We start from the raw sequence: 20597 nt of genomic DNA, 5'->3' as shown, positions 1-20597 counted from the left end.
TCACACAGTACGTGTGAACGGCAGCAAAAACGAAACAGAAAATTTCTACAGGAGGATGCGATGTTTTTAACCACACTTTGTTATATCGAAAAAGATGACTGTTATCTGATGCTGCACCGGGTAAAAAAGGAAAACGACCTTAACCATGACAAGTGGATCGGTGTCGGCGGCAAGTTTGAAGCGGGGGAAATGCCGGAGGAATGTATGCTGCGGGAGGTAAAGGAAGAGACAGGTCTTACCCTGACATCTTACCGCCCGCGTGGCGTCATTACCTTTATTTCCAATGAGTGGGGCACTGAATATATGCACTTATTTACGTCCGGCCAGTTTACCGGGGAGATAACCGACTGCGACGAGGGAGAGCTTGTCTGGGTACCGAAAAAGGAGATCAAAGACCTGAAACTGTGGGAAGGTGACAAAATATTCCTGCGGCTTTTGGATGAGTGTGAGGAATATTTTTCGCTGAAACTGGTATACGAAGGCGATACCCTGGTCGATAAAAAACTTATCATTGCCGGAAAAATTCAAAAATAACTGGAATTTTCCCACACAGTGTGTTATAATCCTAAAATGACTGTGATAGTCGTAGTACGCCCTTTTTTCCGAAAGACAGGCGAAACCCTTGAAAAACGGGGGTGCTCGACAGGAACATAGATTGAAATGAACGGAAAAAAGTACATCAAGTATTCATATAAAGTTTGAAGGAGGAAATGAGTAATAATGAGTGTACAGGTGGAAAATTTAGAAAAGAACATGGCAAAACTCACAATTGAAGTTGCAGCAGAGAAGGTAGAGGATGCGATCCAGGCTGCATATATGAAAGAGAAAGGAAAGATCAGCATTCCTGGTTTCCGTAAAGGTAAAGTGCCGAGAAAGATGATCGAGAAAATGTACGGAGCAGGCGTATTCTATGAGGAGGCTGCTAATACTCTGATTCAGGAGAATTACGCACAGGCAGTAGAAGAGAGCGGCGCAGATGTTGTTTCAAGACCTTCTATCGAAGTGGTACAGATCGAAGCTGGCAAACCTTTCATCTTCACAGCAGAGGTTGCTGTAAGACCGGAAGTAAAACTTGGTAAATACAAAGGCGTACAGGTAACAAAGATCGATACAACAGTATCTGATGAAGAGCTTGCGGCTGAGCTTGAGAAAGAAAGACAGAAGAATTCCAGAACTGTTACTGTAACAGACAGACCGATCGCTGAAGGTGATACCGCTGTGATCGATTTCGAAGGATTCGTTGATGGCGTTGCATTTGAGGGCGGCAAAGGCGAGAATCATCCGCTTGAGATCGGTTCCCACTCTTTCATCGATACATTCGAAGATCAGTTAGTAGGAAAGAATGCCGGAGATGAAGTAGACGTAAACGTTACATTCCCGGAGAAATACCAGGCAGCAGACTTGGCAGGCAAACCTGCATTATTCAAAGTTAAGATCCACGAAGTAAAAACAAAAGAACTTCCGGAGTTAAACGATGAGTTTGCACAGGATGTTTCTGAGTTCAATACATTAGAAGAGTACAAAGAAGACTTAAAGAAACACTTAGAGGTTCAGAAAGAGGACGAAGCAAAACGCACAAAAGAGGATGAAGCAATCCAGAAGATCATTGACAAATCTACAATGGAGATTCCGGAAGCAATGATTAAAACACAGTGCGAGAACATGGTAAATGAATTTGCACAGAGACTGGCTCAGAGCGGACTTTCCATGGAGCAGTACATGCAGTTCTCCGGTCTCACATTAGACAAATTAGAAGAGCAGGTTCGTCCGGAAGCTGAGACACGTATTAAGAGCAGCCTTGTATTAGAGCAGATCGCAAAAGACGAGAACATCGAAGTAAGCGAAGAAGAGATCGACGCTGAGATCGAGAAGATGGCAAAGGCTTACGGCATGGAAGCAGACAAGCTCAAAGAGTACATGGGCGACGCTGAGAAAGAATCCATGAAGAGAGATATTTCCGTAACAAAAGCAGTTGACCTTGTTATGGAAAACGTAAAAGAGAGAGCAAAGGCTAAGACAAAGAAAGATAAAGAAGCGGACGCTGAAGAGAACGCAGAAGAATAAGAGAAGCTTCGTCGAAAGCGGACAACATACAACAGACTGGCTCATTCGGGCCGGTCTGTTTAAGCATATAAGCAATAATTAAATTTTTATAAACAAAGAGGATTGGAGGAAAACAAAATGAGTTTAGTACCTTACGTCATTGAGCAGACCAGCAGAGGAGAGCGTAATTATGACATTTACTCCCGTTTATTAAAAGACAGAATCATTTTCCTCGGAGAAGAAGTGAATGAGACAACAGCAAGTTTAACTGTGGCACAGTTGCTTTTCTTAGAGTCAGAAGATCCTGGAAAAGATATCCAGTTATATATCAATTCCCCAGGTGGAATGGTAACAGCAGGACTTGCAATTTATGATACAATGCAGTATATCAAATGTGATGTATCCACGATCTGTATCGGACTTGCTGCAAGTATGGGAGCATTCTTACTTTCCGGAGGTACCAAAGGAAAGAGACTTGCACTTCCGAATGCGGAGATCATGATCCATCAGCCATCCGGCGGAGCAAAAGGTCAGGCTACAGAGATCCAGATCGCAGCAGAGAATATCTTAAAGACGAAAAAACGTTTGAATGAGATTCTTGCTGCAAATACCGGAAAACCATATGATGTGATCGCAGCAGATACAGAGCGTGATTACTATATGTCAGCGGAAGAAGCAAAGGCATATGGTCTGATTGATGATGTCATCACAAATCGATAGAATACGGAGAAACAGCAATTATGGCAGGAAGAAATGACGATAAGTTCCGTTGTTCCTTTTGCGGGAAAACGCAGGATCAGGTTCGCAAGCTGATTGCAGGACCAAACGGTGCATATATCTGTGACGAGTGTGTGGATATCTGTGCTGAAATTATCGATGAAGAATTAGAAAATGATGAAGCAGCAGGAGAAGTGGCTGAGCCGGAAGATGAGATCAATCTGTTAAAACCGGAAGAGCTTAAGGCATTTTTGGATGATTATGTCATTGGACAGGATCAGGCAAAAAAAGTGCTGTCTGTGGCTGTCTATAACCATTATAAAAGAATCATGGCAGGGGATGACCTCGGTGTCGAACTTCAGAAGAGCAACATTCTGATGTTAGGACCGACCGGTTCCGGAAAAACATTACTTGCCCAGACATTAGCAAGAGTTTTAAATGTTCCGTTTGCGATCGCAGATGCGACCACACTGACGGAAGCCGGATATGTCGGAGAGGATGTTGAAAATATCCTTTTAAAGATCATTCAGGCAGCAGACTATAACATCGAGCGTGCACAACGCGGAATTATCTATATCGATGAGATCGATAAGATCTCCAAAAAATCAGAAAATGTTTCCATCACCAGAGATGTATCCGGTGAGGGTGTACAGCAGGCACTGTTAAAGATCTTAGAGGGAACAGTTGCATCTGTTCCGCCGCAGGGTGGAAGAAAGCATCCACAGCAGGAACTGATCCAGATCGATACAACAAATATCTTATTTATCTGTGGTGGTGCATTTGATGGACTTGAAAAGATCATTGAGACCAGAATGGATCAGAAGACGATCGGATTTAATGCGGATATCCGTGACAGGAGAGAATATAACATTGGTGATGTGTTAAAACATGCATTGCCACAGGATTTTGTAAAATTCGGACTGATCCCTGAGTTTATCGGACGTGTGCCGGTAACCGTATCTTTAGATATGCTTGACAGAGATGCACTCATCCGTATTTTACAGGAGCCGAAAAATGCACTTACCAAGCAGTATCAGAAGCTGTTTGAGTTAGATGGTGTGGCTCTTAACTTTGATAAAGAAGCGCTTGAGGCGATTGCAGACAAAGCGTTAGAACGTAAAACAGGAGCACGAGGACTTCGTGCGATCATGGAGGCTGTTACGTTAGATCTGATGTATCATATCCCATCGGATGAATCCATTACACAGTGCCAGATCACGAAAGATATGGTAGAAGAGCAGCTTGCGATCGAAGAACGTGAACTTGAAAAGATAGAGGAAAAACAGGTTGGATAATAAAACGATGAAAATGCCTGCGGTGGCGCTTCGAGGAATGGTCATCCTTCCGGGGATGATCGCCCATTTTGATGTGAGCCGTGATAAGTCGATCCATGCGGTAGAGCAAAGCATGATGGATGAGCAGAAGATTTTTCTGGTTGCACAGCGTGATGTGGAGCAGGAAGAGCCTGGCATCGAAGATCTGTATCAGATCGGTATCATAGCAGAGGTCAGGCAGGTTATAAAATTACAAAATAACATCGTAAGAGTTTTAGTCGAAGGAACAGAGCGGGCACAATTGTCCGCTTTTGTTTCTCAAACGGACTTTTTAGAGGTTGAACTCGTGCGGTGTGAGGAAGTCGATGAAGGGTTGTCAGATGAGGCAAAAACGGCTATGGTGCGCAGTGTGCAGGACACATTTGAAAAATATGTGTCTGTCAACCAGCGTGTCAGCGGTGAATTGCGCAGACAGGTCAGAGAAGAAGAGGATTTGCCAAAGATTATGGATCTGATCGCCAATAATCTTCCTTTTTATTATGAACAGAAGCAGGAAATATTAGAAGCAGTTTCTCTGACAGAGCGCTATGAAGTTTTAATGGCGCTTCTTTTAAAAGAAATTGAGATCATTGCCATTAAAAATGAATTTCAGGCAAAAGTAAAAAAGCGTGTTGACAAGAATCAGAAGGAATACATTCTGCGTGAGCAGATGAAACTGATAAGGGAAGAACTTGGTGAGGATAACACGGAGTCTGACGCAGATGCCTATTTAGAGCAGTTAAAAAAATTAAAGGCAGATAAAGAGGTCAAGGAGAAGATCAAAAAAGAGATCCTCCGTTTTAAAAATATCAGTGGAAGTTCTTCGGAGAGTGCGGTCAGCCGCGGCTATATCGAGACCATGTTAGAACTCCCATGGAATAAGGCATCACATGATAACAAGGATCTGAAAAATGCAGAGCGCATTTTAAATGAAGATCATTATGGTCTTGAAAAAGTAAAAGAGCGTATGTTAGAGTTCCTTGCCGTCCGTAATCTGACAAAAAAAGGAGAGAGTCCAATCGTATGTTTAGTCGGGCCGCCTGGTACCGGTAAGACAAGTATTGCAAGGTCAGTGGCACGCGCACTTGATAAAAAATATGTGCGCATCAGTTTGGGCGGTGTGCGTGATGAGGCTGAGATCCGCGGACACAGAAAAACTTATGTCGGTGCGATGCCGGGACGTATCGTAAACGGACTGCGCAGTGCGGGCGTGAAAAATCCTCTGATGCTGCTTGATGAGATCGATAAGATGAGCAGTGATTATAAGGGGGATACCGCATCCGCTATGCTTGAGGTGCTTGATGCAGAGCAGAACTGTAAGTTCCGCGATCATTATATCGAAGTTCCGATCGATCTGTCTGAGGTGCTTTTTATCGCAACAGCGAACTCTGTACAGGATATCCCGCGACCGCTGCTTGACCGTATGGAACTGATTGAGGTAAGCAGTTATACGGAAAATGAAAAGCTGCATATTGCAAAAGATCATTTATTGCCGAAGGTAAGAGAGAAAAATGGTTTGAAGCCGGAACAACTGACGGTCAATGACCGTGCACTGCAAAAGATCATTTCCGGTTATACAAGAGAAGCAGGAGTGCGTAATTTAGAGCGCAGACTGTCTGAAATTGCAAGAAAAGCTGCAAGGGAAGTATATGAATCTGAAGCAAAATGCGTAAAAGTTACAGGTCAGAATGTGGAAAAATATCTCGGAAAAGAAAAATATACATTTGATATGAAAAACGAGACGGACGAGGTTGGAATCGTGCGCGGACTGGCTTGGACGAGCGTTGGCGGTGATACACTTGAAATCGAGGTCAATGTAATGCCGGGCAAAGGTGAGGTACAGCTTACCGGACAGCTTGGAGATGTCATGAAAGAGTCAGCGCAGGCGGGGTTAAGCTATATCCGTTCAGTAGGGGAAGAATATCACATCCAGAAAAAGTTTTTCCAGGAAAATGATATCCATATCCACATTCCGGAAGGCGCGGTGCCAAAAGATGGGCCGTCTGCAGGTATCACGATGGCAACGGCAATGCTTTCCGCAATCACACAGACTCCGGTACGTGCGGATGTTGCGATGACAGGTGAGATCACACTGCGTGGAAGAGTGCTCCCGATCGGTGGATTAAAAGAAAAAATCCTTGCTGCAAAAAATGCCGGGATCAAAACGATCTGCATTCCGAAGAAAAATGAGAAGGACGTAGAGGAAATTTCTGCAGAGATCAAAAAAGGACTTGAACTTGTATTTGTGGAAAAAATGCAGGATGTACTGGAAGTGGCGTTTGTGAAAAAACAAAAATAAGATTTTCTGCCGGCAAATGAAAAGAATGTTTTAGAAATCATAGCAAGTGTATGAAGATAACAATGAGGAGAATAACATGGTAATAAAAAATGTAAATCTGGAAATTGTCTGCGGTGTGACCAGCAAAGTGCCGGATACCGCGTATGCGGAAGTGGCTTTTGCAGGAAAGTCAAACGTTGGAAAATCATCCCTGATCAATGCGCTGATGAACCGTAAAGCGTTAGCACGTACTTCTGCCCAGCCGGGAAAAACACAGACCATTAACTTTTACAATATCAACGATGCCATGTATCTTGTGGATCTACCGGGATATGGTTACGCAAAAGCATCCGAGGAAGTAAAGGCTAAATGGGGAAAAATGATTGAGAATTACCTGCACACGTCCAAACAGTTAAAAGCAGTATTTCTCCTGATCGATATCCGCCACGATCCCTCCGCAAACGACAGGATGATGTATGAGTGGATGGTATATCAGGGATTTGCACCGATCATCATTGCGACCAAACTCGATAAGATCAAACGAAGCCAGATCCAGAAAAATGTCAAAGCAATCCGCGAAGGCTTAAATGTGCAGCCGGGCACCACGATCATTCCGTTTTCCGCTGAGACGAAGCAGGGACGCGATGAGATCTGGGAGCTGATCGATTCATTCGTGCTGCCGCAGGAAGATGCATTACAGGATGAAAATGCAGCGCAGGAAGAAAAATAAAATGTTCGCGGAGTTATACATTTATTCATGCCAATAGAATGTTTGCAGAGCGTGCATTCTATTGTTCAGGATAAAAGAATGTACGCAAAGAGCATATTCTTTTATTTAAAAATATGTAAGAATATGGTATGCTGAAACTATAAATTTTACAAAAAGCAGAAAATCTTAACAGGAAGCAAACTCCTTTTACATTGCGCCTGAAAAAGGTTCATGCTAAAATAATCACTATGACGAAGAGTCAGTATCGGAGGATAGCCATGAAAAAGAAAAAAATCGTAATAGCACTTGGTCATGAAGCACTTGGTACCACATTACCGGAGCAGAAAGAGGCAACAAAACGCACTGCAAAAGCGGTTGCTGATTTTATCCGCGATGATTATCAGGTAGTCATTACACACAGTAACGGACCACAGGTTGGTATGATCCATACAGCAATGAATGAGTTCTGCAGATTATATCCGGAGTATACCGCTACGCCAATGTCTGTATGTTCTGCAATGAGTCAGGGATACATCGGTTACGATTTACAGAATGCTATCCGTGCTGAACTGCTCAATAAAGGAATTTATAAAACGGTTTCCACAGTTTTAACGCAGGTTGTCGTAGATCCGTATGATGAGGCTTTTTATAAGCCAAGCAAGGTGATCGGACGTGTGATGACAGAGGAAGAGGCTGAGGCAGAGGAGAAAAAAGGAAATCATGTCACTGCAGTAGAAGGCGGTTTCCGCCGTATTGTTGCGGCTCCGAAGCCAATGGACATCGTTGAGATCGATGCGATCCGTGCATTATCCGATGCAGATCAGGTTGTTGTTGCATGTGGCGGCGGCGGTATTCCGGTGCTTTCACAGGATAATAATTTAAAAGGTGCCAGCGCAGTGATCGAGAAAGACCTTGCAGCAGGAAAATTAGCAGAACTTTTAGATGCTGACATGTTAGTCATTTTAACAAGTGTGGATAACGTATGTCTGAATTATGGCACAGAGAATGAAAAAGCACTTTCCACCATGACGGTTGTAGAAGCAAAACGGTACATGGAAGAAGGCCAGTTCGGAGAAGATGATATGCTGCCTAAGATTCAGGCTGCCATCGATTTTATTGGAGATTCCGCAATCCGTTCCGTACTTATTACAAAGCTGAACAAAGACGGCACCTATGTGAGTGGTGGACCGGGTACGATGATCACAAAATAATAAGAAAGAATCGATTGCCGAAAATATATTTTTTTACGAGGAAAAAAGATGTTTAGAAAAACAAAAATTGTTTGTACTTTAGGACCTGCAACAGATAAAGAAGGTGTATTAAAACGCCTGATCGAAGAGGGAATGAATGTTGCCCGTTTTAATTTTTCTCATGGTGACCATGAGGAGCAGTTAGGACGTCTTCAGATGTTACAGAAGCTTCGTAAGGAATTAAAACGTCCAGTCGCAGCATTGCTTGACACCAAAGGACCGGAGATCCGTCTGAAAGATTTTACAGATGGAAAAGTTGAACTTAAGGATGGACAGACGTTTACTCTGACAACCGATGAGATTATGGGAGATGCGACACGCGTTTCCATTACCTATAAAAATCTGCCGGAGGATGTAAAGCCGGGAGACTGTATTCTGATCGATGATGGTCTGATCGGAATGGAAGTCAAAGAAATCAAAGTGACACCTGGTGCAAAAGCAGATAAAGATGGCAAAAAGCCAAAGGATATCATCTGCCAGGTATTAAATGGCGGTATGATCTCAAACAGAAAAGGTGTGAACGTTCCGAATGTAGAGCTGTCCATGCCATATATCAGTGAGAAAGATTACGGTGATATCGTATTTGCAGTAGAGCATGATTATGATTTTATTGCAGCATCTTTTGTCCGTACAGCAGATGATGTGCTTGCAATCCGTAAGATCCTTGCAGAAAAAGGCGGTGAAGATATCAATATCATTGCCAAGATTGAGAATATGCAGGGTGTACAGAATATTGATGATATTATCCGCGTTTCCGATGGTATCATGGTAGCCCGCGGTGATATGGGTGTTGAGATACCATTAGAGGATGTACCGGTCATTCAGAAAATGATCATCAAAAAAGTATACGATGCAGGTAAGAAAGTTATCACAGCAACGCAGATGCTTGATTCTATGATGAAACATCCGCGTCCGACCAGAGCAGAGGCAACTGACGTTGCAAATGCGATCTATGATGGAACCAGTGCGATCATGCTTTCCGGTGAGACGGCTGCAGGTATGTACCCGATCGAGGCTTTAAAGACCATGGTGCGTATTGCAGTCCGTACCGAGCAGGATATCAATTACTTACAGCGTTTCAAAATGCGTAAGACTATGAGCAACCCGGATGTGACCAATGCTATCTCCCATGCAACCTGTACGATGGCAGGTGATTTAAATGCAGCAGCGATCATCACGGTAACAAAATCCGGACGCACTGCCCGTATGGTTTCCAAATACCGCCCGAACTGTCCGATCATCGGAGGATGTCTGACAGAGAAGATTTACCGCCAGCTTGCATTATCCTGGGGTGTGATCCCGCTTATGATCGAGGAAAAGACACAAGCAGAAGAACTGTTTGACTATGCAGTCGATGCAGCAGAAGCAGCAGGAATCATTTCCAAAGGAGATGTTGTTGTCTTAACCGCAGGAGTTCCTCTTGGTGTATCCGGTACGACCAACCTGATCAAGGTGCAGGTGGCAGGACATATCTTAGTGGAGGGACAAGGAATCGGAACACAGAAGATTTCTGCAAATCTCTGCGTTTGTCACAATGAAGAAGATCTTAAAAACTTTAAAGTCGGGGACATCATTGTTGCAAAAGATACCAGCAATGCAATGATGACACAGATGCGTGAGGCATCCGGACTGATCGTGGAAGCATCCGGCGAAAACTGCCATGCGGCGATTGCGGGATTAAGCCTTGATATTCCTGTCCTGATCGGTGCAAAACATGCGCTTGATGTCTTAAAATCCAGTGCATATGTAGAATTGGATTGTGAGAACGGACTTGTGACAGCAAATTAATTTGCAACAAATTTTGATAACTGAAAATAGAAGATTAAAATGAATGAGAAAAGGATATGAAAGGCTTTAGCGAAGGTCTGCATATCCTTTTTCCCATATACCGGTCCAGTATAGTATATACAGGATCAGGGCAGAGGTTCCGTTACTGATCACAACGGAGTACCAGATGGATGCTACTCCCAGATGGAATATATTTGCGCATATAAAGAGAGTCAGCAGACGGAATATCCATATCCTTGAAGCGTCTACAAGCATTGTTATGAATGTATGTCCACATCCCTGAAATAATCCCTGTGATACATTATAAAAAGCATTTGTCCAGCACCAGAAAGCAATAATGGACAGATAGTCGGCTGCAAGAGGAATGACTTTGGCATCGGATGAAAAAAATGATACCATAGCCTGGGAAACAGGGCGTCTTGATAATATGAATCCCAAAATAAGAAGGAATACGGCACATATTCTAAGAGAATAATGAAATGCTTTATCCGCCCGTTTCCTGTTACCGGCGCCAATATTCTGTCCTACGATAGTGGATACGGCAGAGCCAATACCGCTTGCGGGCATTGTAATAAGGCTATTGATCTTATTGCCAATACCGTAGGCACTTGTTGCAATATAGCCATAAACATTTACATTTCTTGTCATGAGCAAAGTTCCTAATTGCATGGTACTTCCGCCAATAGCAGTTGGCAGACCGATTTTTATAATGGAACTTATCATTTTTTTGTCAAATGCAAAATTCTTAAAAGAAATTCTTATCAACTGCCCTGGTTTTGTAAGTATGATAAAACCAATCAGGGCACATGGAATTTTTGCGGTAAGTGTTGCAAATGCCGCGCCTCCGATCCCCCAGTGAAATACGATGAGGAAAAGTGGATCTAATATGAGATTGATCACGATACCAAGCAGGTTTAGAAGCATAGGTTTTACAGTGTCGCCCTGTGCCTGTTTCACTGCCGTAAATAAATTAATCATAAATAAAAATGGAAGATCGAGAACAACAATTCTTAAATAGGTAAGACCATACACATACACATTTCCAACAGCACCAAGCCAGGTAACCAGTGATGGAGATATCAGAAAACACAGTAGTGCACAGATAATCGAGAAACCAAGAGAAATGAGGCATATATGATTTGCCATTTTGGCTGCCTGCTCATCTTTTCTGGCACCAAGATATTGTGATATCAGAATAGCACCCGCGGTTGTGATACCATTTCCAAAGCTGGTAAGGATATTTTGGAATGGTGATACAAGCGTTATGGCAGATTGATTTTCAGTTCCGATCCTGCCTAACCAGAAGGTATCGGTAAGATTGTACATTGACTGTATAAAACTGTTGATCATAACCGGAACGGCAAGCATAAGAATTGCCTGTGACAGACTGCCGTTTAAAATCATATTTCTTTTATTTTCAGATATTGGTTTTGACATAGAACCTCCCTGGAGCTTTATAAAATAATAAAGCATGTTGACAAAATGTATTTATGTAGTTCATAATATGACAATAAAACAGTATATTCCATGAAAAAATAGAAAAAATAAAGAAAAATACAGAAAAAAAGCACGAAAATGGAGAAGTTTATGTTTCAGGATATGCCAAGAGATTTTGATATTAAAAAAATCAAAAAAAGTAATACGATAAGTAAAAGTAACTGTGAACCACATGTACATCCGTTTCATGAGATCTTTTATCTGTCAAACGGAGAATGTACCAGTTTTATCGATCATAATATATACAAGTTTGGAAAAGGGGATCTTGTAATCGTTCCGGGTGGATGCCTGCATAAGACCATATATACCGGAAAAGGACTTCATGAAAGGATTGTGATCAGTTTTCGAAATGAGGCTGTAGACTCAATCAGAGAACAGATCGGAGACGAACACCTTAAGAACTGCATGGTTCCGGGAGTAATAAATGTACCGGAAAAACGCAGGGATTATGTGATTTCCCTTCTGGATAAGCTGATATTTGAAAATGAAACGCTGGATGAATTGTCACCAGCGTTTATCAGGGCAGGACTTGTGGAACTCTTACTGTTTATCATAAGATGCAGGGAGTATGAGGAAACAGTGATAAAAGAGCTGGATGTAGACAACCGGAAGATTCAGGAGGTTGCAACCTATATATTTGAGCATTATACGGAAAATATCTTACTGGAAGATGTGGCGGAGAAATTTCATATGAGCAAGTCATTTTTGTCCAAAAGATTTAAAACAGCGACAGGTTTTGGTTTTAAGGAATATATCATTAACCTGCGTATACAAAATGCCAGCAGACTGTTATTGGAAACAGATAAATCAATCACGGATATAGCATTCGAATGTGGATTTAATGACAGTAATTATTTTGGGGATTCTTTCCGTAGGATAAAAGGTGTTTCGCCGCGTAAATACAGACAAAATGAAATATTTTAACGGTATAGGATAAAAAAGAAGCCTTCATTTATCAAAGGCTCCTTTTTTATAGGTAAAGACAGGTATGGGAGGTTAACCCATCGTTACTTCAACATTTACATCTTTTTTATCAGCGGAGAATGGAATGGTATTTCCTTCTACCGGCTGTCCATCCACGATCATGGAAACAACACCTTTTTCAACATGATCCGGATTCTTTACTGTGATATGGTAGCTGACACCTCTGAAATCACGTTTTGCAGTAAATCCATCTAACTTAGATGGGATACAAGGATCTACAGTCAGACCGTCATAATCCGGACGGATACCGAGGATAAACTGGGAAACATCAAGGAATGTCCATGCGGCGGTTCCTGTCAGCCAGCTGTTCTTTGCCTCACCGAAGTTCGGTGCATCTTTTCCGGCGATCATCTGTGAGTATACATACGGTTCTGTGCGGTGGATCTCACTGATGTCTTCAATATATGCAGGACAGGTTCTGGTATATACCTGCCATGCGCGGTTGCCTCTGCCGACTACGGTCTCTGCGATGGAGATCCATGGATTATTGTGGCAGAAGATACCGGCGTTCTCTTTATATCCTGGTGGATAAGAGGAAATCTCACCAAGTTCTACATGATATCTGTGATAAGGCGGCTGTAACAGCACAATACCATATTTGGTGTCTAAGTATTTTTCAACGGATTCCATTGCTTTTAAGCAGAAGCCTTCTTCTAAGCCGATCTCTGCCATAACGCAGAATCCCTGCGGCTCGATAAAGATCTTGCCGTCCTCACATTCTTTTGAACCGATCTTATTTTTGTAATGGTCATAAGCACGCAGATACCATTCGCCATCCCAGCCGGCATCCATAACCGTTTTCTCCATCTCTGCGATTGCTTTCCCTGCGATTTCGGCCTCTTCTGTCATACCCTGATGGCGGCAGATTGCAGCATAATCTTTTCCATAGCGGACAAACATACCTGCGATAAATACGGATTCTGCATTCGGACCTTCAGAAGGACCAAATGTCTGGAATGATTCGCCAGGTTCTGTCGAGAAGCAGTTTAAGTTGAGACAGTCATTCCAGTCAGCACGTCCGATCAGAGGCAGATTGTGCGGCCCTAAGTGCTCCATTGTATAATGGAAGGAACGGCGTAAATGCTCCATGAAGGTGGTTGCTTTGGAAGCATCGCTGTCATATGGCGTCATTTCGTCAAGAATTGTATAATCCCCGGTCTCTTTGATATAAGCGGCAGTTCCGGCGATTAGCCATAACGGATCATCGTTAAATCCGCTTCCGATGTCAGAGTTACCTTTTTTTGTGAGCGGCTGATACTGATGATAAGCACTTCCGTCTTCAAACTGGGTAGCAGCGATATCTAAGATACGCTCTCTTGCGCGGTCAGGGATCAGATGTACGAAACCAAGAAGATCCTGGCAGGAATCACGGAATCCCATGCCACGGCCGATGCCGGACTCAAAATAGGAAGCGGAACGGCTCATATTGAAGGTAACCATACACTGATACTGATGCCAGATGTTAACCATACGGTCTAATTTTTCTTCACTGGAAGAAACAGTAAAATGAGAAAGCAGTTCATTCCAGTAATCTTTTAATTTAGCAAGTGCTGCATCTGCTTTTTCTGCGGTATCGAAGCGTGAGAGAAGCTCGTCAGCTCGTTTGCGGTTGATGATGCCGTCTTCAGCACGGCCTACCCATTTTTCTTCTACCGGATTTTCGACATAGCCAAGTACAAAAACATAGGTTTTTGTCTCACCTGGAGCAAGAGAAACTTTAAGGTGATGGGAACCGATCGGAGCCCAGCCGCTTGCAACAGAATTTTTTGAAGTTCCATTTACGACAACTTCCGGAGCAGAATTTTCTCCATATGCACCCAAGAAAGAATCGCGGTCTGTATCAAATCCTGCGATCGGGGCATTGACAGCGTAAACAGCATAGTGATTTCTACGCTCTCTGTATTCTGTCTTATGGTAAAGAGCGGAACCATGGATCTCAACCTCACCGGTGGAGAAGTTACGCTGGAAGTTGGTCATATCATCCATTGCATTCCACAGACAGAACTCTACGTAAGAGAATACGGAAAAATTACGGGTTTCATTACACTCGTTCGTAAGGGAAAGTTTGCCGACCTCACAGGTCTCACCAACCGGGACAAAGGAGGTAAGTTCTGCAGTCAGTTTATTTTTACTTCCTTTAAATACGGAATAACCCATGCCGTGACGGCAGCTATAGGCATCCAGTTCCGTCTTTGACGGCATCCATCCTGGATTCCAGATCGTATCGCCATCTTTAATATAGTAGTAATGTCCGTTAGAATCGAGCGGTACATTATTATAACGATATCTGGTCAGGCGAAGCAGCTTTGCATCTTTGTAGAAACTGTAGCCGCCGCAGGTGTTTGAGATCAGGGAAAAGAAGTTCTCGGAACCAAGGTAGTTGATCCATGGCAGTGGTGTTTTTGGGGATGTGATGACATATTCTTTGTTGGCGTCATCGAAATAACCGAATTTCATAATAAAATCCTCCATATACATAAATATTGATAAGTAACGGTTTCGAAAACGATTAAGTTTTCATTTCTTAATAAAAAGTATATATTCAGAAAGAATAAAAATCAATATAAAACATTGAAAAACAGGCAAATATAGCAGATTAGACAAAAAAAACATACTTTTATGGATGAAAGCGACAATGGCTATTTTTTGATGAATAATTAAAGTATTTTACGAAAACGTATAAGAAGTAGATACAAAGTACTAAGATTACAGATAATTGGTCTAATATTTAATGTAAAAATACACAAAAACTAATGTAAAAAAGTGTAAAAAGCGACGAATCGCCAAAAACCAGTTGCAATTTGCTTATGAATGGCATATAGTAAAAGTACGAAAACGATTAAGCAATATTTCGGAAACAACATTTCGTTTTCGAAGAGAAGCTGGAGGTTTCCATGGTATCATTAAAAACGATTGCAGAGAAATGTGGAGTATCCACTGCCACTGTAAGCAAGGCTTTAAATGACCAGAGAGATATCAGCGAAGAGACAAAGAACCGTGTCAGAAAGACAGCAGAAGCACTTGGATATTTTCCTAATGCAGCGGCGAGAGCTCTAAAGACAAACCGTTCCTATAATATAGGAGTTCTTTTTGAAGAAGATGCGGGAAGCGGTTTGACACATGAGTATTTTTCGGGAGTACTGAATGGATTAAAAGTCCAGTCAGAGAAACAGGGATATGACATTACATTTATCAATACCTGTTTTGAAAATCGCAAGATGTCTTATTATGAACATTGCAGATACCGGAATTTTGAAGGAGTTGCAATTGTCTGTGCCGATTTCAATGACCCGGATGTCTTAGAACTGATGAACAGTGACCTGCCGGTTGTTACAATCGATTATGTACATCATAATTGTACGGCAGTCAGTTCCAATAATATTCAGGGTATGGAAGATCTTGTAAAATACATATACGGGCAGGGACATCGAAAAATTGCATATATTCATGGGCAGCAGGCTTCTTACGTTACGAAAGACCGGCTGGCAAGTTTTTACCGGACAGTGGATGAACTTGGTTTAAAGATTCCGGATGAATATATCCGGACAGCAGATTATCTGGAAACCAGGGAAGCAGCAAAGCAGACAAAGGAACTGCTCAATTTAGAAGATCCGCCAACCTGTATCATATATCCGGATGACACCTCTTTAATAGGAGGAAGGAATGTTATCATAGAGATGGGACTTCGGATTCCGAAGGATATTTCAATTGCAGGATATGACGGGACGAGGATGTCACAGTTATTACATCCACAGCTTACAACAATCAGACAGGACACAGAGCTGATCGGGAGCGAGGCAGCCAAGCGGCTGATAGGCACTATTGAGAAACCGAGAACAACTCTCGTAGAGAGAGTCGTTATAGAAGGAATCTTAGTTGCCGGTAAATCCGTTGGACGTATTTAAAAGTAGTTGCAGCTACATACGGACAGCATTTTTGCAGAAATGTATACGGAAGATAGGCATTTGATTCTGAACTATCTACTGAAAAGTAGCAAACAAACAATGGTCAAAAGACCACATATTAAGGAGGAGGGTTTTCCATGAAAAAGAAAATCGTTAGCACATTATTATGCACAGCAATGCTCGTAACCATGATGGCAGGATGCGGCGGCAGCAATGCAGCAAACACCAGCACAAACAGTGGCAGCAACGCAGCAGATACGAAGAGTGATGCAGCAGCAGCCACAGATGAAGCCGCTCCGGCAACAGAAGCAGCAAGCGCAGATACAAGTTCAGATGCAAGTGCTTCTGATGAAGGAAAAGTACTTAACATCTACTGCTGGAATGAAGAGTTCAAGAGCCGTCTGACAGATCATTATCCAGGATATACAGAGGTGGATGCAACCACAGGTACGATCGGTGATGTAACTGTAAAATGGAACATTACACCAAATGATGACAATGCATATCAGAACAATCTGGATGCAACCTTATTAAAACAGGCAGATGCAGCAGCAGACGATAAGATCGATATCTTCTTGGTAGAAGCCGATTATGCATTGAAATATGTTGATACAGATTACACAATGGCAGTTACAGATCTTGGAATTACCGATGCTGATCTTTCCAAACAGTACCAGTACACCAAAGATGTTGTTACAGATTCCAACGGTGTATTAAAAGGTGTTTCATGGCAGGGCTGCCCTGGTGTATTATTCTATAACAGAGATGCAGCAAAAGAAGTATTAGGTTCTGATGATCCTGCTGAGGTTCAGAATTACGTAAAAGACTGGGATACATTTAATGATACAGCAAAGAAAATGAAAGATGCAGGTTACACAATCACATCTTCCGCAAACGATACTTACCGTGTATACTCCAACAACGTTACTTCAAAATGGGTTGTTGACGGCAAGATCAATATTGATGACAACATTATGAAATGGGTTGATGATTCCAAAGAGCTTGTAGATGCAGGTGAGACAGGAACATACGAACTGTGGAGTGATGACTGGAAGAAAGGTTTCTATCCGGAAGGAAATGTATTCTGCTACTTTGGACCTGCATGGTTAGTAAACTTCTCAATGGCAGCAGATACAGAAGGCAGTATCGGTTACAACGGTGGCTGGGGTGCAACGGAAGGACCTCAGGGCTTCTTCTGGGGCGGTACATGGATCTGTGCAGCAGCAGGAACTGATAACCAGAGCCTTGTAAAAGATATCATGCTTCAGATGACAACCAATGATGACGTTATGAAAGAGATCATCGAGAAAGATGATGACTTCGTAAACAATCAGGATGTAATCACTGAGATGGCAGACAGCTCCTACTCAAGCAAGATCTTAGGCGGACAGAATCCACTTGGCATTTACAGCTCAGGTGTTTCCAAACTTGATTTAAGCAATCTTTCTTCTTATGATCAGGGATGTAACGAAGAGTTCCAGAATGCAATGAAGAACTACTTCGAGGGAACAGCTACTAAGGAAGAAGCATTAGATCTGTTCTACAAAGCAGTTGTAGAGAAATATCCGGAGTTAACATACTAAGCAGACGAACGGTATAAAAAATGATCAGATGCCGCGCCTGCCGGACCGTAAGGGAGGCGGGCGCGGCTCATTTTATATCCAAATTTGTGTAAAAACTGTAAGCGCAGAGCTGACAGCAGACTTACACAGGATAAGAGTGAGGGATGCTGTGAGCTCTGTGAACGAAAATCATGCACTCTGGAAAAGGAGGTCAGGTTGTTATGAAAAAAAGCAGTGGAAAGGTAGTAAAGTACAATAAATGGGGATATATCTTTTTGATTCCTTTTATTGTAGTATATGTTGTTTTTCAGCTGATTCCATTGATCAGCACTATTTATAACAGTTTCTTCGAAAACTATATGTCAGGACTGACACAGGTCGGACCGAATTTTGTCGGACTTGCAAACTATAAAAAGCTTTTCTTGGATGGAGATATCTGGATTTATACCAAAAATACTCTGTTATTGTGGATCATGTGCTTCGTACCGCAGATTATTTTATCGCTTGTACTTGGGGCATGGTTTTCAGATGTGCGTCTCAGATTAAAAGGAACACGTTTCTTTAAAACGGTCGTATATCTTCCAAACCTGATCATGGCATCCGCATTTTCCATGTTGTTTTTTACCTTGTTCTCCGATGGAGGACCGATCAACTCAATGCTGATGCAGATCGGATTTATTGATACACCATATAAATTTTTATCAAATGCGGGAAGTGCAAGAGGACTGATCGCACTGATGAACTGCCTGATGTGGTTTGGTAATACAACGATCCTTCTGATGGCTGGTATGATGGGTATCGATACTTCTTTATTTGAGGCAGCAGAAGTCGATGGAGCAACTTCTTCCCAGGTATTCTGGCAGATCACGTTACCGCTGTTACGTCCGATCCTTGTATATGTGGTCATCACATCTCTGATCGGTGGTTTACAGTTATTCGATGTTCCACAGATTTTAACCAATGGAACCGGTGATCCGATGCGCTCTACTATGACACTGATCATGTTCTTAAATAAACATCTCTACAGTAAGAACTATGGTATGGCTGGTGCATTGTCAGTTATTCTGTTTATCATTACAGGTATTTTAAGTCTGATCGTATTTAAGATTACCGGCAATGATAAGAGGAAGGGGTGAAGATCATGAATGAAAATCGTAATTTGAAAAAAGGCGTAGGTATTCATGCAAGAAGAACAATCGCATACGTTGTACTCATCATTGTTTCTATATTATGTCTGTTCTGGTTTTATGTATTATTTATCAATGCGACCAGATCAAATGGTGAGATGCAGTCCGGTTTTACACTGGTTCCAAGCAGTCATTTGTGGGAAAACTGGAAGAACTTAAGAAATGGAACGCTTCCAGTTTGGAACGGTATGTTCAACAGTCTGATCGTTTCCTCACTCAGTGCAATACTCAGTGTATATTTTTCAACGATGACAGCTTATGCGATCCATGCATATGATTTCAAACTGAAAAAATATATTTATCCGTTTATTTTGATGATCATGATGATCCCGACACAGGTAACTGCACTTGGATTTATCAAACTTGTATCTGGTATGCATTTAGAGGATTCCTTTATTCCTCTGATCGTGCCGACAATCGCAGCTCCGGTTACATTTTTCTATATGAAACAGTACATGGAAAGTACACTGCCGTTGTCACTGGTTGAGGCAGCGCGCATTGATGGATCTGGGGAGTTCCGTACATTTAACTCTATCGTAATGCCATTAATGAAGCCAGCGATCGCCGTACAGATGATCTTTACTTTTGTAAGCAGCTGGAATAATTACTTCACACCGGCATTGATCCTGCACGACGATAAGAAAAAGACACTGCCTATCTTAATCGCACAGCTGCGTGCGGCTGACTGGCTCAAGTTTGATATGGGGCAGGTATATGTGATGATCGCATTTTCCATCTTCCCGGTTATTATTGTATATCTGTTTTTATCAAAACATATCGTACAGGGTGTCGCACTTGGTAGTGTAAAGGGTTAACAAGTCTGTTCAAAAATTTGTAAAAAATTGCTGTACTATAAAAAATGAGACTGCCAGACAGGTGGTCTCATTTTTGATTAAAAATCTTTGACGATGTCACTGGTAAACAGGGCGGTTGTGTGCTATACTATTATTTATAATTGGTAGAAAAAAGATCGGATGTGTTGGGGTACAACAGGTGCAGCTGAAATCGGACAGGCTGACCATTTGCAAAGTACACATAGAAATGGAGAGGAATATGACGGAGACAGGATTATGGATTTTTCTGATTTGTTTACTTTTAGTAGTGCTCATAGCAACTGTGGTTGCAGTAGTGTCAGCAGTATCAGGCGCTGCGGCAGCGATCGTGGATGACGAGGAATCAGAGGAAGAATAGGAATACAGCTGGTATGGATGAAGATCGTCGCCATTTATTATTATGTTCACGATCCCGCTTGCATTTACGGGAGGATTCTTTGCTGCAAGGAAGAGATATAAAAAAACAGTTGACAAACCATGCGTCCCCTCGTATGATAAAAACAGCAAAAAAACAAAGGTTGTGAGAAAGAA

General features: G+C 42.2%; 16 protein-coding genes. 14 read left to right on the top strand and 2 right to left on the bottom strand.

Features of this window, described 5'->3' with window-relative positions; genetic code table 11:
- The first annotated feature begins 60 nt into the window (after positions 1 to 60).
- From DW650_RS08840 to pyk, 8 genes are all read left to right on the top strand, one after another.
- Positions 61 to 534, top strand: a complete 474-nt coding sequence (locus DW650_RS08840; RefSeq protein ID WP_118209679.1) for an NUDIX hydrolase — start codon at positions 61 to 63, stop codon at positions 532 to 534.
- A gap of 186 nt (positions 535 to 720) precedes the next feature.
- Positions 721 to 2064 carry a trigger factor gene (gene tig / locus DW650_RS08835; RefSeq protein ID WP_118209678.1) on the top strand — a complete coding sequence of 448 codons (1344 nt, stop codon included), beginning with the start codon at positions 721 to 723 and terminating at the stop codon, positions 2062 to 2064.
- 102 nt (positions 2065 to 2166) lie between these two features.
- Complete coding sequence (clpP, locus tag DW650_RS08830) at positions 2167 to 2763, top strand: ATP-dependent Clp endopeptidase proteolytic subunit ClpP (protein WP_260048015.1); 597 nt, start codon at positions 2167 to 2169, stop codon at positions 2761 to 2763.
- A 20-nt stretch (positions 2764 to 2783) separates the two neighbouring features.
- A complete protein-coding gene (gene clpX, locus DW650_RS08825) occupies positions 2784 to 4055 on the top strand; it encodes an ATP-dependent Clp protease ATP-binding subunit ClpX (RefSeq protein ID WP_117922459.1) in 1272 nt (423 codons plus the stop codon).
- On the top strand, positions 4048 to 6372 hold the full coding sequence (gene lon / locus DW650_RS08820) for an endopeptidase La (protein WP_330414626.1): 2325 nt from the start codon (positions 4048 to 4050) through the stop codon (positions 6370 to 6372). The genes clpX and lon overlap by 8 nt, the downstream gene beginning before the upstream one ends.
- Before the next feature lie 76 nt (positions 6373 to 6448).
- Positions 6449 to 7081, top strand: coding sequence for a ribosome biogenesis GTP-binding protein YihA/YsxC (gene yihA / locus DW650_RS08815; RefSeq protein WP_118209677.1), 633 nt, complete (start codon positions 6449 to 6451; stop codon positions 7079 to 7081).
- 257 nt (positions 7082 to 7338) lie between these two features.
- Complete coding sequence (gene arcC / locus DW650_RS08810; protein ID WP_118209676.1) at positions 7339 to 8271, top strand: carbamate kinase; 933 nt, start codon at positions 7339 to 7341, stop codon at positions 8269 to 8271.
- A 48-nt stretch (positions 8272 to 8319) separates the two neighbouring features.
- Positions 8320 to 10098 carry a pyruvate kinase gene (gene pyk, locus DW650_RS08805; protein ID WP_117922456.1) on the top strand — a complete coding sequence of 593 codons (1779 nt, stop codon included), beginning with the start codon at positions 8320 to 8322 and terminating at the stop codon, positions 10096 to 10098.
- Positions 10099 to 10164: 66 nt separating this feature from the next.
- On the opposite strand, the gene DW650_RS08800 is transcribed toward pyk, so the two are convergent.
- Positions 10165 to 11535 (bottom strand): MATE family efflux transporter, encoded by a 1371-nt coding sequence (locus DW650_RS08800; protein ID WP_118209675.1) that lies wholly within the window; start codon positions 11533 to 11535, stop codon positions 10165 to 10167.
- A gap of 150 nt (positions 11536 to 11685) precedes the next feature.
- On the opposite strand from DW650_RS08800, the gene DW650_RS08795 reads away from it, so the two are divergent.
- Complete coding sequence (locus DW650_RS08795; protein WP_241070761.1) at positions 11686 to 12519, top strand: helix-turn-helix transcriptional regulator; 834 nt, start codon at positions 11686 to 11688, stop codon at positions 12517 to 12519.
- Positions 12520 to 12591: 72 nt separating this feature from the next.
- On the opposite strand, the gene DW650_RS08790 is transcribed toward DW650_RS08795, so the two are convergent.
- Positions 12592 to 15036 (bottom strand): GH36-type glycosyl hydrolase domain-containing protein, encoded by a 2445-nt coding sequence (locus tag DW650_RS08790; RefSeq protein ID WP_118209673.1) that lies wholly within the window; start codon positions 15034 to 15036, stop codon positions 12592 to 12594.
- Between the two features lie 437 nt (positions 15037 to 15473).
- On the opposite strand from DW650_RS08790, the gene DW650_RS08785 reads away from it, so the two are divergent.
- The 5 genes from DW650_RS08785 (at position 15474) to DW650_RS19735 (ending at position 20424) form a co-directional block, all read left to right on the top strand.
- On the top strand, positions 15474 to 16484 hold the full coding sequence (locus DW650_RS08785; protein ID WP_118209672.1) for a LacI family DNA-binding transcriptional regulator: 1011 nt from the start codon (positions 15474 to 15476) through the stop codon (positions 16482 to 16484).
- A 137-nt stretch (positions 16485 to 16621) separates the two neighbouring features.
- Positions 16622 to 18067, top strand: a complete 1446-nt coding sequence (locus DW650_RS08780) for a carbohydrate ABC transporter substrate-binding protein (RefSeq protein WP_118209671.1) — start codon at positions 16622 to 16624, stop codon at positions 18065 to 18067.
- A 200-nt stretch (positions 18068 to 18267) separates the two neighbouring features.
- A complete protein-coding gene (locus DW650_RS08775; RefSeq protein ID WP_118209670.1) occupies positions 18268 to 19182 on the top strand; it encodes a carbohydrate ABC transporter permease in 915 nt (304 codons plus the stop codon).
- Positions 19183 to 19187: 5 nt separating this feature from the next.
- The gene (locus DW650_RS08770) at positions 19188 to 20048 is read left to right on the top strand and encodes a carbohydrate ABC transporter permease (protein WP_118209732.1); all 861 of its coding nucleotides are present in this window, start codon (positions 19188 to 19190) and stop codon (positions 20046 to 20048) included.
- Between the two features lie 238 nt (positions 20049 to 20286).
- Complete coding sequence (locus DW650_RS19735) at positions 20287 to 20424, top strand: hypothetical protein (RefSeq protein WP_186900032.1); 138 nt, start codon at positions 20287 to 20289, stop codon at positions 20422 to 20424.
- The last annotated feature ends 173 nt before the right edge of the window (positions 20425 to 20597 follow it).

Origin of the sequence: Roseburia sp. AM23-20, from assembly GCF_003470905.1 — a bacterium.
Classification (GTDB): Bacteria; Bacillota; Clostridia; order Lachnospirales; family Lachnospiraceae; genus Roseburia; species Roseburia rectibacter.
Note: the sequence above shows the minus strand (reverse complement) of the source record. Positions and strands in the feature narration are given on the sequence as shown.

Coding starts and splice junctions, on each gene's coding strand:
- DW650_RS08840 (WP_118209679.1), top strand. CDS start 61: ATGTTTTTAACCACACTTTGTTATATCGAAAAAGATGACTGTTATCTG.
- tig (WP_118209678.1), top strand. CDS start 721: ATGAGTGTACAGGTGGAAAATTTAGAAAAGAACATGGCAAAACTCACA.
- clpX (WP_117922459.1), top strand. CDS start 2,784: ATGGCAGGAAGAAATGACGATAAGTTCCGTTGTTCCTTTTGCGGGAAA.
- yihA (WP_118209677.1), top strand. CDS start 6,449: ATGGTAATAAAAAATGTAAATCTGGAAATTGTCTGCGGTGTGACCAGC.
- arcC (WP_118209676.1), top strand. CDS start 7,339: ATGAAAAAGAAAAAAATCGTAATAGCACTTGGTCATGAAGCACTTGGT.
- pyk (WP_117922456.1), top strand. CDS start 8,320: ATGTTTAGAAAAACAAAAATTGTTTGTACTTTAGGACCTGCAACAGAT.
- DW650_RS08800 (WP_118209675.1), bottom strand. CDS start 11,535: ATGTCAAAACCAATATCTGAAAATAAAAGAAATATGATTTTAAACGGC.
- DW650_RS08795 (WP_241070761.1), top strand. CDS start 11,686: ATGTTTCAGGATATGCCAAGAGATTTTGATATTAAAAAAATCAAAAAA.
- DW650_RS08790 (WP_118209673.1), bottom strand. CDS start 15,036: ATGAAATTCGGTTATTTCGATGACGCCAACAAAGAATATGTCATCACA.
- DW650_RS08785 (WP_118209672.1), top strand. CDS start 15,474: ATGGTATCATTAAAAACGATTGCAGAGAAATGTGGAGTATCCACTGCC.
- DW650_RS08780 (WP_118209671.1), top strand. CDS start 16,622: ATGAAAAAGAAAATCGTTAGCACATTATTATGCACAGCAATGCTCGTA.
- DW650_RS08775 (WP_118209670.1), top strand. CDS start 18,268: ATGAAAAAAAGCAGTGGAAAGGTAGTAAAGTACAATAAATGGGGATAT.
- DW650_RS08770 (WP_118209732.1), top strand. CDS start 19,188: ATGAATGAAAATCGTAATTTGAAAAAAGGCGTAGGTATTCATGCAAGA.
- DW650_RS19735 (WP_186900032.1), top strand. CDS start 20,287: ATGACGGAGACAGGATTATGGATTTTTCTGATTTGTTTACTTTTAGTA.